The sequence below is a fragment of the Kitasatospora sp. NPDC058218 genome (genome assembly GCF_042882445.1).
Classification (GTDB): Bacteria; Actinomycetota; Actinomycetes; order Streptomycetales; family Streptomycetaceae; genus Kitasatospora.
This window is the reverse complement of the sequence record NZ_JBHVWC010000090.1, coordinates 1-12,872: the sequence shown is the minus strand read 5'-3', so window position 1 is coordinate 12,872 and position 12,872 is coordinate 1. Positions and strand designations below refer to the sequence as shown.

14 protein-coding genes and 1 pseudogene are annotated in these 12,872 nt (G+C 71.9%); 12 read left to right on the top strand and 3 right to left on the bottom strand.

Going from position 1 to position 12,872, the window contains the following annotated elements; genetic code table 11:
* The first annotated feature begins 5 nt into the window (after nt 1-5).
* The 11 genes from ACFVYI_RS38530 (at nt 6) to ACFVYI_RS38480 (ending at nt 9,664) form a co-directional block, all read left to right on the top strand.
* Nucleotides 6-1,136 carry an ABC transporter ATP-binding protein gene (locus ACFVYI_RS38530; protein WP_387894308.1) on the top strand — a complete coding sequence of 377 codons (1,131 nt, stop codon included), beginning with the start codon at nt 6-8 and terminating at the stop codon, nt 1,134-1,136.
* On the top strand, nt 1,133-2,317 hold the full coding sequence (locus tag ACFVYI_RS38525; RefSeq protein WP_387894278.1) for an acyl-CoA dehydrogenase family protein: 1,185 nt from the start codon (nt 1,133-1,135) through the stop codon (nt 2,315-2,317). The genes ACFVYI_RS38530 and ACFVYI_RS38525 overlap by 4 nt, the downstream gene beginning before the upstream one ends.
* A gap of 93 nt (nt 2,318-2,410) precedes the next feature.
* The gene (locus ACFVYI_RS38520) at nt 2,411-3,583 is read left to right on the top strand and encodes an LLM class flavin-dependent oxidoreductase (RefSeq protein ID WP_387894276.1); all 1,173 of its coding nucleotides are present in this window, start codon (nt 2,411-2,413) and stop codon (nt 3,581-3,583) included.
* Nucleotides 3,580-4,464, top strand: a complete 885-nt coding sequence (locus ACFVYI_RS38515) for an alpha/beta hydrolase (protein WP_387894274.1) — start codon at nt 3,580-3,582, stop codon at nt 4,462-4,464. The genes ACFVYI_RS38520 and ACFVYI_RS38515 overlap by 4 nt, the downstream gene beginning before the upstream one ends.
* On the top strand, nt 4,461-4,979 hold the full coding sequence (locus tag ACFVYI_RS38510) for a flavin reductase family protein (RefSeq protein ID WP_387894272.1): 519 nt from the start codon (nt 4,461-4,463) through the stop codon (nt 4,977-4,979). The genes ACFVYI_RS38515 and ACFVYI_RS38510 overlap by 4 nt, the downstream gene beginning before the upstream one ends.
* Nucleotides 4,980-4,985: 6 nt before the next feature.
* Nucleotides 4,986-6,086, top strand: coding sequence for an LLM class flavin-dependent oxidoreductase (locus ACFVYI_RS38505; RefSeq protein WP_387894270.1), 1,101 nt, complete (start codon nt 4,986-4,988; stop codon nt 6,084-6,086).
* A gap of 236 nt (nt 6,087-6,322) precedes the next feature.
* Nucleotides 6,323-8,002 carry a recombinase family protein gene (locus ACFVYI_RS38500; protein ID WP_387894306.1) on the top strand — a complete coding sequence of 560 codons (1,680 nt, stop codon included), beginning with the start codon at nt 6,323-6,325 and terminating at the stop codon, nt 8,000-8,002.
* A 297-nt stretch (nt 8,003-8,299) separates the two neighbouring features.
* On the top strand, nt 8,300-8,536 hold the full coding sequence (locus ACFVYI_RS38495; RefSeq protein WP_241844332.1) for a hypothetical protein: 237 nt from the start codon (nt 8,300-8,302) through the stop codon (nt 8,534-8,536).
* A 1-nt stretch (nt 8,537) separates the two neighbouring features.
* Nucleotides 8,538-8,795 carry a hypothetical protein gene (locus ACFVYI_RS38490; protein WP_387894268.1) on the top strand — a complete coding sequence of 86 codons (258 nt, stop codon included), beginning with the start codon at nt 8,538-8,540 and terminating at the stop codon, nt 8,793-8,795.
* A gap of 93 nt (nt 8,796-8,888) precedes the next feature.
* Entirely contained in the window at nt 8,889-9,038 is a 150-nt protein-coding gene (locus ACFVYI_RS38485) for a hypothetical protein (protein WP_387894266.1), read from the top strand.
* A gap of 257 nt (nt 9,039-9,295) precedes the next feature.
* On the top strand, nt 9,296-9,664 hold the full coding sequence (locus ACFVYI_RS38480) for a P27 family phage terminase small subunit (RefSeq protein WP_387894264.1): 369 nt from the start codon (nt 9,296-9,298) through the stop codon (nt 9,662-9,664).
* A gap of 144 nt (nt 9,665-9,808) precedes the next feature.
* Here ACFVYI_RS38480 and ACFVYI_RS38475 read toward each other — a convergent pair whose 3' ends face one another.
* The 3 genes from ACFVYI_RS38475 to ACFVYI_RS38465 all read right to left on the bottom strand — a co-directional run bounded on the left by ACFVYI_RS38475 (nt 9,809) and on the right by ACFVYI_RS38465 (nt 12,285).
* Nucleotides 9,809-11,053 carry a tetratricopeptide repeat protein gene (locus ACFVYI_RS38475; protein ID WP_387894262.1) on the bottom strand — a complete coding sequence of 415 codons (1,245 nt, stop codon included), beginning with the start codon at nt 11,051-11,053 and terminating at the stop codon, nt 9,809-9,811.
* A 35-nt stretch (nt 11,054-11,088) separates the two neighbouring features.
* Nucleotides 11,089-12,015, bottom strand: a complete 927-nt coding sequence (locus ACFVYI_RS38470) for a hypothetical protein (RefSeq protein WP_387894260.1) — start codon at nt 12,013-12,015, stop codon at nt 11,089-11,091.
* 114 nt (nt 12,016-12,129) lie between these two features.
* On the bottom strand, nt 12,130-12,285 hold the full coding sequence (locus tag ACFVYI_RS38465; RefSeq protein WP_380423867.1) for a hypothetical protein: 156 nt from the start codon (nt 12,283-12,285) through the stop codon (nt 12,130-12,132).
* Nucleotides 12,286-12,530: 245 nt separating this feature from the next.
* On the opposite strand from ACFVYI_RS38465, the pseudogene ACFVYI_RS38460 reads away from it, so the two are divergent.
* A pseudogene (locus ACFVYI_RS38460) lies at nt 12,531-12,872 on the top strand (hypothetical protein); the annotation flags it as partial.

Genomic DNA, 12,872 nt, shown 5'->3' with positions numbered 1-12,872 from the left:
CCGCCATCACCTCGACGCTCCCGCCGGCCCCGGCCGGGCCGGCGCCCGCCGTCGGAGCCGCCACCCTGCGGGTCGAGGGCCTGGAGGTCCGCTACGGCCGCACCCCCGTCCTCACCGGGGTCGACCTGGAGGCACGCTCCGGCGAGATCCTGGGCATCATCGGCGAGACCGGCTCCGGGAAGACCACGCTGGCCCGGGCCGTGGCCGGGCTCGCGCCCGTCTCCGCCGGCCGGATCACCGTGGCCGGCGCCGACTTCACCGCCCTGCGCGGCCGCGCGCTGCGGGCGGCGCGGCGGGCCGGGACCGTCCAGTACATGTTCCAGGACCCGCTGCGCTCCCTCGACCCCGACCTGACGGTCGCCCGCCTGGTCGGCGAGCCGCTCGCCGTGGCGGGCGTGCCCCGGGCCGAACGCGGACCACGGGTGCGGGAGGCCCTCGACCGGGTCGGCCTGGACGGCGCGCTCGCCACCCGCACGCCCGGCGCGCTCTCCGGCGGCCAGCGCCAGCGCGTCGCCCTGGCCCGCGCGATCGTCGGACGGCCCAGGCTGCTGCTCGCCGACGAGCCGGTCAGCGCCCTGGACGCCTCCAACCGCAACCACGTGCTGCGCCTGCTCGACCGGCTCCGCCACGAGCTGGGCCTGGCCGTGGTGGTGATCTCGCACGACCTCGACTCGCTGGCCGGCATCGCCGACCGGATCGCCGTGCTCTACCGGGGGCGGATCGTCGAACAGGGCCCGGCGGAGTCGGTGCTGGACAGCCCACTGCACCCGTACAGCGCCCTGCTCGCCGCCTCCGCGCCCAGCCTGGACCCCGGGCGGCGGGCCGAACTGCGGCTGCTGCGCACACCCGCCTCGTCGACCGTCCCCGGTGCGGGCTGCGGGTTCGCGCACCGGTGCCCGTTCGCGGACGCGGCCTGCGCGGCGATCCCGGAGCTCGGCCCGCCCGCCAACGACGCCACCGCCCCGCACGCCGCGACCGGTCCCGCCGCGCACGCCGCCGCCTGCCACCACAGCCCCGACTGGCGGGCCCGGCTGCCGCAACGGGCCCGCACCGCCGGCCCCTCCTCAGCCGTCGGCACCGTCGGCGACATCGCCGCCGTCACGACCGTCACCGCCCTTACGGAGCACGCCCGATGACCCAGGCCCCGGCCGCCCCCGCCCCGCCCGCGCCACCACCGCCCGACCTCGACGGCCTGCCCGCCCTGACCGCCGCCCTCGCGGCGCGCGCCGCCGAGCACGACCGGGACGCCACCTTCCCCGCCGAGGGCGTCGCGCTCGTCCACCGGGCGGGTCTGCTCACCGCGACCGTCGCCGAACGGCACGGCGGCCCCGGCCGCGGTCTCGCCGACACGGTAAGGATCCTGCGCGCCCTCGGCGAGGGCGACCCGGCGGTCGCCCTGGTGACCGCGATGACCCTGTTCGTCCACGCCTCCGAGGCACGCGAGGCGCACTGGCCGGCCGGCCCGCTGGCACGGCTGCTCGCCGAATCCGCCGAGCGCCCGACCCTGGTCAACCACGTCCGGGTGGAGCCCGAGCTCGGCACCCCCGTGCGCGGCGGTCTGCCGGCGACCGTGGCCAGGCGACGGGGCGAGGTCTGGGAACTGACCGGACGCAAGATCTACTCCACCGGCGCGCCCGCGCTGCGCTGGCTGCTGGTGTGGGCCCGCACCGACGAACCCGAGCCCCGGGTCGGCTCGTTCCTGGTCCGCGGCGACCTGCCCGGCATCACCGTCGAACCGACCTGGGACCACCTGGGCCTGCGGGCCAGTCGCAGCGACGACGTGCTGCTGGACGCGGTACGGATCCCGCTCGACCACACCGCCCGGCTCGCCCCGCCCGCGCCGGACGGCGGCCGGGACCCGCTCGGCGGCGCCTGGAACTCGCTCGGCCTGACCGCCCTCTACCTCGGCGTCGCCCGCGCGGCGCAGACCTGGCTCACCGGCTTCCTGCACGAGCGGACCCCGAGCGCCCTGGGCGCGCCGCTGGCGAGCCTGCCCCGGTTCCAGAGCGAGCTCGGCCTGATCGACGTCGAACTCGGCGGCGCCGAGCGGCTGGTCGCCGCCCTGGCCGCAGCGGTCGACGCGGGCGACCCGCGGGCCGCCGAGGAGGCGCCCGGCGCGAAGCTGCTCGGCACGCGCGCCGCCGTCGACTCCGTCCAGCGGGCCGTGGCGCTGGTCGGCAACCACGGCCTGACCCGGCACCACCCGCTCCAACGGCACCTGCGCGACGTGCTGTGCAGCCGGGTGCACACCCCGCAGGACGACACCGTCCTGCTCGCCCGGGGCCGCGCCGCCCTGCACCGCCCGCCGGTCTCCTGACCGGCTCCCCGAACCGCCGTCCCTCCTGATCCACCACTCCCGCCGCCCCCGGCGGTCCGCCCGACCCCCTTTTGCCAAGAGAGGCACATCGCCATGCCCGTCGAGTTCATCGGCATGATCTCCACCCACGACGTCTCCGAGACCCGCCCCGCGCACGGCCCCGTGGTCGACCCCGACTACACCCGCCGGTTCGCCCGGGCCCACGAGGAGGCCGGCTTCGACCGCATCCTGGTCGCGCACTCCTCCGCCAGCCCCGACCCCAACCAGGTCGCCGCCTTCGCCGCCGCCAACACCGAGCGGCTCGGCCTGCTGATCGCGCACCGCCCCGGCTTCATCGCACCCACCGTCGCCGCCCGTACCTTCGCGACCCTCGACCAGTTCTCCGGCGGCCGGGTCGCCGTCCACATCATCACCGGAGGCCACGACGCCGAGCAGCGCCGCGACGGCGACTACCTGACCAAGGACGAGCGCTACGCCCGCACCGACGACTACCTGACCGTGCTCACCAAGGCGTGGACGGCCGAGGGCCCGTTCGACCACGAGGGCCCGTACTACCGCGTCGCCGACTTCAAGTCGGAGGTGCTGCCCGTGCAGCGGCCGCGCATCCCGCTGTTCTTCGGCGGGTCCTCCGAGGCCGCCTACCGGGTCGGCGGCAAGCACGCCGACACCTTCGCGCTGTGGGGCGAGCCGCTGGCCGAGACCGCCCAGCAGATCGCCTCCGTCCGTGCCGCCGCCACCGCCGCCGGCCGCACCGACGTCCACGGGATCAGCGTCTCCTTCCGCCCGATCCTCGGCCGCACCGAGGAGGAGGCCTGGGACCGCGCCCACCGCATCCTGGCCACCATCAAGGAGGGCGGTGACGCCTTCGGCGGACGCCGTCGGATCCTGCCGACCGGTCCCGGGGCCACCCCGCAGAACGTCGGCTCCCAGCGCCTGCTGGCCGCCGCCGCCAAGGGCGACCGGCACGACCGGGCGCTGTGGACGGCCCCGGCCGCGGCGACCGGCGCCGCCGGGAACTCGACCGCCCTGGTCGGCACGCCGGAGACGGTCGCCCAGGCCCTGCTGGACTACGTCGACCTCGGCGCCACCACGCTGCTGATCCGCGGCTACGACCCGCTGGACGACGCCCTCGACTACGGCAAGGAGCTCATCCCGCTGGTGCGCCAGGAGGTCGCCCGCCGCGACGCGCGCGCGGCCCGGGCCGCCGAGGCGGAGCAGGCCGGGCAGGCGGCGGCCGCCGTCGCGGTGGCCGGTGCGGCCCGATGACCACCGCCGCCACCAGTCGTCCCTCCCCGGCCGCGGTCACCGGCTCGCCCTCCCCGGTCTGGGAGCCCGCCGCCGGCGTCGCCGTGCGCGGCACCGTCCTGCTGCTGCCCGGCCGGGGCGAGCACCCGGGCGTGTACGCCCGCTTCGGCCGGCGGCTGGCCTTCGACGGCTACCGCGTGGTCGCCCAGGCGTCCCCCGGCTCCTCCGCGTCCCCCGTCCCCGGCTCCTCCGCCACCCAGGTCCTCCCCGCCGGCGGGGGCGGCCTGCCGGACCTGGCCGGCCCGGTCGCCGAGGCCCGGGTCGCCGCGCCGCCCGGCACCCCCGTGGTCCTGGCCGGCTCGGACACCGGCGCCCTGCTCGCCCTGGCCGCCGCCCGGCAGGCCGCCCCCGACGGGCTGCTGCTCGTCGGCCTGCCCACGGCCACCCGCACTCGGGACGCCGACGACGCCTGGACGGACGAGCTCGGCGCCCGGACGTCCTGCCCGGCGCACCGCGGTCTGCTGGCCACCGACCCGGACTTCCGGCCCGGCGCGCTCGGCGAGGACGTCCCCGCTGCCCTCGCCGAGGCCGCCGAGGCCGCCGTCCCCGGCGTGCCGGCCCTCGTGGTGCACGGCGCCGCCGATCCGGTGTCACCGCCCGCCACCGCGCGACGGTTCGCCGGGCGACTCGCCGCCGAACTCGTCCTGGTCGCCGACGGCCGGCACGACGCGCTCAACGACGCCACCCACCGCAGCGTCGCCGCCGCGGTCGTCCAGTGGCTGGAACGACTGCGCGGCGGCCCGCACCTGCCCGCCCAGATCGTCACCGACACCACCACCGCCAGTACCGACGCGGACAGGCTCACCCCCGGCCCGCCCGCCCCCGAAGGAGACCCGGCATGACCACCCTCGACGAGCGGCCCGCACTCGCCGGCCCCCGTGGAGCCGACCTGCTCCGCAGCGCCCTGCGCCGCCACGCGGCCGGCGTCACGGTGATCACCGTGACGGGCCCCGGCGGCCGCGCCGGCTTCACCGCCACCTCGTTCACCTCGGTGAGCCTGGAGCCCGCCCTGGTGTCCTTCTACCTGTCGGCCACCGCCTCGGCCGCGCCCGCGGTGCGGGACGCCGAGGCCTTCACCGTGCACCTCCTGCGCGAGGACCAGCAGGAGCTGGCGAACCGGTTCGCCCGCAGCGGGATCGACCGGTTCGCCGGTACGGACTGGCACACCGGCCCGTACGGCACCCCCGTCCTCGCGGGCGCCGCCGCCCGGCTGACGGCCCGTCCGTTCCTGCTCCAGCCGGTCGGCGACCACCTGCTGGTCGTCGGCGAGGTGCTGGACGTCGACACCGCCGGCGGCCCGCCGCTGGTCCACCACGACGGCGGATACGGCGGCTTCGCCCCGGCACGGGAGGGCTGAGCCGCCATGGCGCTGACCGCCCACTGGTTCCTGCCGACCACCGGGGACAGCCGGCACGTCGTCGGCGGCGGCCACGGCTCGACGCCCGGCACGGCCGGGTCCGACCGGCCGCCGAGCATCGCCTACCTGGGCCAGATCGCCCGCACCGCCGAACAGTTGGGCTTCACCGGGGCGCTGACCCCGACCGGAGCCTGGTGCGAGGACGCCTGGCTGACCACGGCGATGCTCACCCGGGTCACCGAACGGCTGAAGTACCTGGTGGCCTTCCGGCCCGGCCAGCTCAGCCCGACGCTGGCCGCCCAGATGGCCACGAGCTACCAGAACCAGTCGGGCGGCCGGCTACTGCTCAACGTCGTCACCGGCGGCGAGTCGGCCGAGCAGCGCGCGTACGGGGACTTCCTCGACAAGGCAGGCCGCTACGCCCGCGCCGGGGAGTTCCTGTCCATCACCGGCCGGCTGTGGCGCGGCGAGCAGATCGACCACCGGGGCGCCCATCTGCGGGTCGAGGGCGCCCGGTTGACCCGGCTGCCGGAACCGGTTCCCGAGGTGTACTTCGGCGGCTCCTCGCCCGAGGCCGCCGAGGTCGCCGCCCGGCACGCCGACGTCTACCTCACCTGGGGCGAACCGCCCGCCATGGTGGCCGAGAAGGTCCGGCACATCCGCGAACTCGCCGCCCGCCACGGCCGCAGTCCGCGGTTCGGCATCCGGCTGCACGTCATCACCCGGGACACCCCGGAGGCGGCGTGGGCGGAGGCCGGACGGCTGCTCGCCGGCATGGACCCGGCGCGGATCGCCGCCACCCAGGAGGCGCTGGCCCGCAGCGAGTCCGAGGGGCAGCGGCGGATGCGCCTGCTGCACGGCGGCTCGACCGAGCGGCTGGAGATCTCGCCCAACCTGTGGGCCGGGATCGGCCTGGTGCGCGGCGGCGCCGGCACCGCCCTGGTCGGCGACCACACCGAGGTGGCCGACCGGATCGAGGAGTACCACCGGCTGGGCATCGACGAGTTCGTCCTCTCCGGCGCCCCGCACCTGGAGGAGGCCTACTGGGTCGGGGAGAACGTGCTGCCGCTCCTCGCCGACCGGGGACTCTGGAAGCGCGAGGCCTGACGGCGCGGGCGGCGGGGCGTGGCCCCCGCCGTCGGGCGGCCGAGCGCGCCTTCGACCCCAGGACACGCGTGGTCAGAGGGGCTGGAGCCGGGCGCGCAGGAGGCAGAATTCATTGCCTTCCGGGTCTCCCAACACACAGAACTGGATGTTCTGGAGTGTGAGAGATGGCAGCCGCATCTGTGCTGGTCAGGGGCTCGGAAGCTGGTCAGGGGCAAGGCGCGCTCCCCAAGTGGGACATGGAAGATGCTCGCAACCCACTGTCCGGCACCGTGTTCACCGAGACGCTTCGGGGCGTCCGGTGCATCCGACTGTCCGTCCTCACGGACGAGACCACCAGCCCTGAGCGCCAGCGGGAAGCGTGCGACCACGTAGCCGGAGAACTGCGGGTCACGTTCGGCGAGGGTGACGCGCTGCGCGAAGCGGTGGACCTTGACGTCAGCGCGTCCAAGACGTCCCCGTGGGAGCGCCCGCAGCTTGTTCGCTGGCTGAACAACCCGGATGCCTACGACGCGCTGTGCTTTTGGCGGTTCGATCGCGCAATCCGGTCCATGGGGCACATGTACGCCCTCGCCAACTGGGCGCGCGAGCACCGGAAGGTGCTCATCTTCGCCGAGGGGCTGGGCGGGGGTCGGCAGGTGTTCGACTTCCGCAACCCCATGGACCCCATGGCGGAACTCCAACTGTTCATGCTGGCTTTCGCCGCACAGTTCGAGTCGCAGTCCATCAGCGACCGCGTGAGCGGTGCGCAGGCCGCCATGCGCAAGATGCCGCTTCGCTGGCGCGGCGGGGGTCGTCCGCCGTACGGCTACATGCCCGCCCCGATGCCCGAGGAGTTCGGCGGCAAGGGCTGGACGCTGGTGCCCGATCCGGACGCCGTGGCGGTCATTGAGCGGATCGTCCGGGAGCTGCTGGAGGGTGCCACGGTGTCCGCCATCGCTGCGGGGCTGAACGCCGATGGTGTGCTGAGCCCGCGCGACTACTGGGCGGACAAGATGGGCCGCGAGCGGGGCGGCAAGACCGGCGGGACCAAGGGCAAGCACGTGGTGCGGGAGACGTTCCAGTGGACTCCGGCGGTCATTACCCGGATGCTCCGCAATGAGGTCCTGTTGGGCTGGAAGATGCACAACGGCGTGCCCGTGCGCGACGACCAGGGGAACCCCGTCATGTGCAGCGAGAAGCCGATTCTGACGCGCGAGGAGTTCGACCAGATCGGCGCCGTTCTGGACGAACGCAGCATCAACAACGGTGAGCGGTCCGACACCGAAGCGCTGTTGCTGCGGGTGATCCACTGTGATTCGTGCGGCGGGCGCATGTACCTCAACAGGCAGGAGAGCAAGAAGAATCAGGCGCCTGTCTACAAGTGCAATTACCACGCCCGGGGCGACAAGTGCGAAGCGCCCGCGAACGTCAGGGGGGACTGGGCGGACGAGTACGTGATTGCCGAGTTCCTGCGCCTGGTCGGCGGTATCCAGACCCGAACTACCATGGTCGTCCCTGGGTACGACCCCGAGCCGGAGTTGAACGCCACCGTGGCCGAGTTCACCGCGCACCTGGAAATCCAGGGACAGCAGAAGTCCAGGCATGCCGCGCAGGAGTGGCAGCGGCGACACGATGCGCTGGACAGCCGCATAGCCGACTTGGAGTCCCGGGAGAAGACCGAGCCGCAGCGCATCACCACGGCAACCGGGCGCACCTTCGCCGACGACTGGCAGGCTGCCGACACGGCGAAGCGGCGCGGCATGCTCGTTGACGCCGGAGTCCGGCTGAACGTCCGCCGGGGCACCCGTGGCGGGTGGCGCAAGCTCGACACCCGGCGGGTGGACTTCACCATGAACGGCGAACTCGACCCCGCCGCCGAGGAGCTTTCCGCATGGGATACCAGCACGGTTCCCGAGGTACTGCCCGCAGCCGCGTAACGGCCCCATAGAGCCCCGAATAGCCCTGGTCGGCCCCCGTGGTCGGCCGGGGCTCTCTCGTGCCCGCAGACGGGCACCTGTGGCCTCGGCTCCCGCCGGCCCCGGACCGGCCGACAGCGCAAGAGGGGTGAACCCGCCGCCCTTCACATGAGCGCGGGCAGAGCGGGCAAGGTCCGCTCCCCACACAAACCGGGAAAGGCCACGACCGTACGCCCAGCGAGGAGCCCGGCAAGGTCTGCTCCCCATAACCAGTAGAGGGCCGCAACAACCTGCGGCCTGTGAAGGACGGAGAAGATCGTGAGCGACACCCTGAACCGGGTTGGCTATCTGGACGGCTTCCGGGACAAGGATGCGGCCCGCGCTGCCGAGTGGCAGCGAGACGAGCGCATGGAGCAGCTGACCGCGCTGCGGGACTCGAACCCCGAGGTGTACGACCGCATGGGCGCCACGGCCCACATCATGCTCGGCTACTACGAGAACGCGAAGAAGATTGCAGCCCAGTTCGGGCGCGACACCACGAAGGGCGGCAACTGATATGAGCGCCGAAATCGAGAAGGCCACCGAGCGCGTCGCCAAGCTGCGCGCACAGATCGACAAGGTTTCCGGCCCGCTGGCCGATGCCGAGGCGCAGTTGCGTGCCGCCGAGGATGCCGAGAAGGCCCGCCGCGCGGAACGAGAGATCGAGTATAGCCGCGAGTTCGCCAGGAACTGGCCGGAGCGGGCCAGCGAGGCGGCGAATTCCGGTGACGATGCCCGACAGCGATTCTATGACGCCCTGTCGGCGGAGCCGTAGTTCGCGGCATATGTTGAGTACCGGGCTGCTCGGTACAAGCGCGGGCACGTTCTGAACGAAGCGCAGCGCGCACAGCGGACTATCGGCGAAGTCGTGACCGTGCCCGAGCAGCGGTATTACGGGGCGCAGATCCTCGATGAAATCGTTGATCGTCTTGAGAAGGAGTCGGCGCGGCTTGGCGACGAATTCAGTCAGAGTCTGGTGGGCCAGCGTGAGGATTACGTGGCCGCACAAGGCACCTGAGCAGCCTGCGCCCCAGGGGGGTACTCCCCTCTACGCCCAAGGGTGATCGGCAGGGAGGGATGAAACCCGCACCGGGGCTGTAGCCACTTTTGGAGACCCGAGCGCCTTCACAGCGAGTGAGAAATGAGACCATGGCCGACCGGTACAGACCCAAGCCAGCAGCAATACGGGCCCGTGAAGGGAACCCGTCCAAGGCTGAGATCAGAGAGGGGGTGATTGTCCCGCGCGCTGTTCTCTCTGAGCCTGATTGGCGAGACGTGTTCAAGGACTCGCCGGCCGCTGAGATCCGAGAAGCCAATATCCGCTGTCGGGAAATGGCCTCGGCTGAGTGGCAGCGCGATGTGCCGATTCTCGAAGTGGCTGCCGGGCTCGGCGAGGTGGACCACTCGACCGTCAAGGATCTGTGCGTCTGCGTGGCCCGGATCGACCAGGCCGAGCGTGACCTGTCCGAGCGCGGACTCATGGTTACCGCCGAGCGTGGCACCGTGAAGAATGGCGCCGCCACCATCGCGGCACAGTACCGCTCCCAACTCGCACGCTATATCCGAGAGTTGGGCTTGTCGCCGAGCGCCCGCGTCGCCATTGTCCCGCCAGAGCCTGACGACGATTCCAATATCTGGGACTGATCATCCTGCCAAGTGATGACGGTGAGTCGGTGGCAGAAGTTGCAGAGGCCCCGTCCTGTTCTCCCTCAGCGGAGGTCAGGGCGGGGCCTTTCTGCATTTGGCGAACCGCTTCGGCGTCGCATCAAGCGGAGGCTCCAACCATGCTCAGTTCGGCGCCGCCGGGAGGTGAGCGGCCGAACGCTTCGCCACGTCACGCGCACGGAATCCGAAGCTGATGAGGGTCACGCGTTCTCCGGCACCGAGGGGCGTCCTTCCGTGCGGGGTGATCGCCCCGTCGAACACGACGCATTCGCCCGCCGCCAGATCGCACGCACGGTAGCCGTCAGCGCCGATGAAGACGGTAGCGCTCACGGTCGGAGTTGCGGCGGAACGCTCGTGCTTGAGACACAGGATCAGGTTGGCCTCACCGAACCCGAACTCGTCAACGTGGAAGTCGAGGAACTGCCCCTCTTCCAGATAGGCGATATAGACACCGTTGTGCGGCTGCTCGACCTCCAACCCGGTGGACTCCGTGACGACTGCGGCGAGATCGACTTGCCCGACGAAGCGGTTCGCTGCGTCGCCAACGGCCGCGTTCCACTTGCCGTTGTGAAGGTAGCCGTTGGCGGTCAGGGCCTCCTCGGCCTCCTGCGCCATGGCGGAGATCAGCTCAGCCGGGAACGGCTGGTCGCGCAGGTGTCGCGGCTGCACCCGCTGATGCGCGGTCAGTCCGCGTACAGCGCCCCGGACGGCGGGGAAGTCCTCTGCCCACCGGTCCGGAGTCCGGGCCGTGGTGTTGGACTGGAGCCACGAAGTCCACTGACCGCTCCACTGGTGGGGCACGGCGGTCTCCGCGCCCGGCGCGGCGGTTTGGTCGGTCAGCAGTTCCACCCGCGAGAGCGCTGCCTGTGTGGACCCGATCAGCTCGGTGTCACCCTTGGCGATCCGCAGCCGCAGCGCTTCCCGGAGATGGGCCTCCGCGCCCGCGAGGTCACCGCGCTCCATCAGGTACTTACCGGTGTGCTGGAGCGCGAAGTCCACCAGTTCCGGGTGTTGGCTCCGCGCGGTACCCAGGGCGCTGCGGTAGAGCGCGTCCGCTGCCCGCATGTCACCGGCGTAGCGGTGGGCGTCGCCGAGGTTGAGGCTGGTGGCGACGACCGCTCGGGTGTTGCCGCTCGCTGCGGCCAAGTCGAGCGACTGCCGCAGGAACGTCAGGGCCTCCTCGTGGCGGCCCAAGCACATCTGCCCGACGCCGATCCACCGAGTCAGGGCCCGGGTGCGAGCGGGGTCGGCCCCCTCGTGCAAAGCCCTTAGATCGTCCTGGAGTTGACCAACCGCAGTGGTCAACTTGCCCCGGTCGGTCGGGACCATTCGCAGGCCGGCGTCTTGTGTGATGAGGTGCTGGAGCACCGGACCCTCCTCGTTCGGTTCTGCTCAGGGTGGCACTACAGGTGGTCGGTCTGCTGACGCAGATCGGCCAGCAGCTCCACCCCGTGCGGGGTGAAGTGCTCACTCAGGAGTTCGAGTTCGCGCATGAGGTAGCGGACAGCGGGCAGGCCCTCGTCATAAGCCGCCTGGAAGCACGCGCGCTCGTTGGTGGTCAGGTCGTTGCGGTCCAGCTCGGTTCGGCGGAACCGCAACAGCTGGTTGTAGACACAGGTCGCATGGAAGGCCCGGTCCACCTCCCAGAACTGGTTGCGCGCGACGCCTTGACTCGCTCGCCACTTGATCTCGATCTTCGGGGACTCCTTGGACGAGTACCCGTCGGCGAAGACCTGGTGATGAAGGACGTGGAAGCTGATCGACTGGTGCGTCCCCTCGTGGAGCAGGTTCTCCGCCAGGAAGCGGGGGGACGGCTCCGGGCTGACCGTGTTCGGCGGGATGTGGTGCCGGGCCTTGTCGGAGAACAGGACGATGTACGGGAGCGCCGGGTCACTGGAGCTGGTCAGCGAAGAAGCGCGGACACCGGGCTTGAGCCCGACCCACAGCAACCCGCGCACGAACTCGCGCACGCGGGCGAATCCCTCGGGGTGGACCAGCGACAGGCGGTCCAACGCCTCGGACAGTGCCTCGCGGCGGTCGTCGGTGTGCTCGGCGATCTCGTAGTTCGTCAGGTTGATCTCGTTGGCGATCTCGCCGGGAAGCTGGGCGTCGAACCAGTCGAAGGCCACTCCGGCCACGGTCACGTTCTCGCTGCGCAGGGAGCGGGCGTGCTGCGCGTAGGGGATACCGGACTTGAGTAGGCGTTCCATGAGGGCGAACGGCAGAGCACTCTCGGCGCCCTCCTCGCGCAGGCGGAGAAGTTCCGGGTCCTTCCGGCTGAGGTCGAAGAAGGAGCCGACCGGGACGCTGGTGGCGATGGTGGTGTTCACTGCGGACTCTCCTTGCTTGGGACTGTGTGGCGACTCGTGCGGCGGGTCGGCCCGGTGGTCACCCGAGCCGACCCGCCATGCCGTCAACTAATCGGCATCAACTCAGAGTTGGCGTCAGACCTCGACGGCCACGGGCGCGAAGTCGCCGTCCGGGACCATGTGGTCCAGGCGCCGCGTCAGGGCCTCGACGCCCACGGGCGCGAAGTCGCCGTCCGGCACCGAGTGGTCCAGGCGCCGCGTCAGGTTGCTGACCTCGATGTTGGCGGGCATAGTCCTGCTCCTTCCATGGGAACTGCTGCGGATTGGTGCTCCTCCCCGAGGACCGGGGAGGAGCTTGCGGACTGCTGGCGGGTTCACCGCGTGGCTTGCGGCCGGTGTCGCCATTGCCGCGTCAGCCGGGCGGAAACCCCCTGGCCTTCCGGTGCAATCAGTGAACAGCCAGTCACGCTCCGGCGGTACGGTGTGAACGCACCGATCCCGTTCAACCCGTTCAAGATCGCAATTAGGGGCGACAGTTGACGGACACTAAGGCACCAAACGAGGCACTGGCCCGTGCCATCGCCGAGGCCGGATGCACGTACCAGGCGCTGGCGACGACAGTGCGCGCGGTCGCTTCCGAGGCAGGGGAGCATCTGGCAACGGCGCCCTCGGCCGTCGCTCACTGGGTGGCCGGCGGTACCCCCACGGGCCGCACGCCGCAGTATCTTGCCGAGGCCCTTACCCGGAGGACGCGTCGCAAGGTGACGGTTGCGGAGATCGGATTAGCCTCGATCTTTCGTGACGGTCCGTCGGTTCATCCGGCGGGCCGTTTCGGCTTGTGGGGCTGGTGGTGGGCAGGACGATGGCCCGGCTATCGC

Coding starts and splice junctions, on each gene's coding strand:
- ACFVYI_RS38525 (WP_387894278.1), top strand. CDS start 1,133: ATGACCCAGGCCCCGGCCGCCCCCGCCCCGCCCGCGCCACCACCGCCC.
- ACFVYI_RS38520 (WP_387894276.1), top strand. CDS start 2,411: ATGCCCGTCGAGTTCATCGGCATGATCTCCACCCACGACGTCTCCGAG.
- ACFVYI_RS38515 (WP_387894274.1), top strand. CDS start 3,580: ATGACCACCGCCGCCACCAGTCGTCCCTCCCCGGCCGCGGTCACCGGC.
- ACFVYI_RS38510 (WP_387894272.1), top strand. CDS start 4,461: ATGACCACCCTCGACGAGCGGCCCGCACTCGCCGGCCCCCGTGGAGCC.
- ACFVYI_RS38505 (WP_387894270.1), top strand. CDS start 4,986: ATGGCGCTGACCGCCCACTGGTTCCTGCCGACCACCGGGGACAGCCGG.
- ACFVYI_RS38500 (WP_387894306.1), top strand. CDS start 6,323: ATGGAAGATGCTCGCAACCCACTGTCCGGCACCGTGTTCACCGAGACG.
- ACFVYI_RS38490 (WP_387894268.1), top strand. CDS start 8,538: ATGAGCGCCGAAATCGAGAAGGCCACCGAGCGCGTCGCCAAGCTGCGC.
- ACFVYI_RS38465 (WP_380423867.1), bottom strand. CDS start 12,285: ATGCCCGCCAACATCGAGGTCAGCAACCTGACGCGGCGCCTGGACCAC.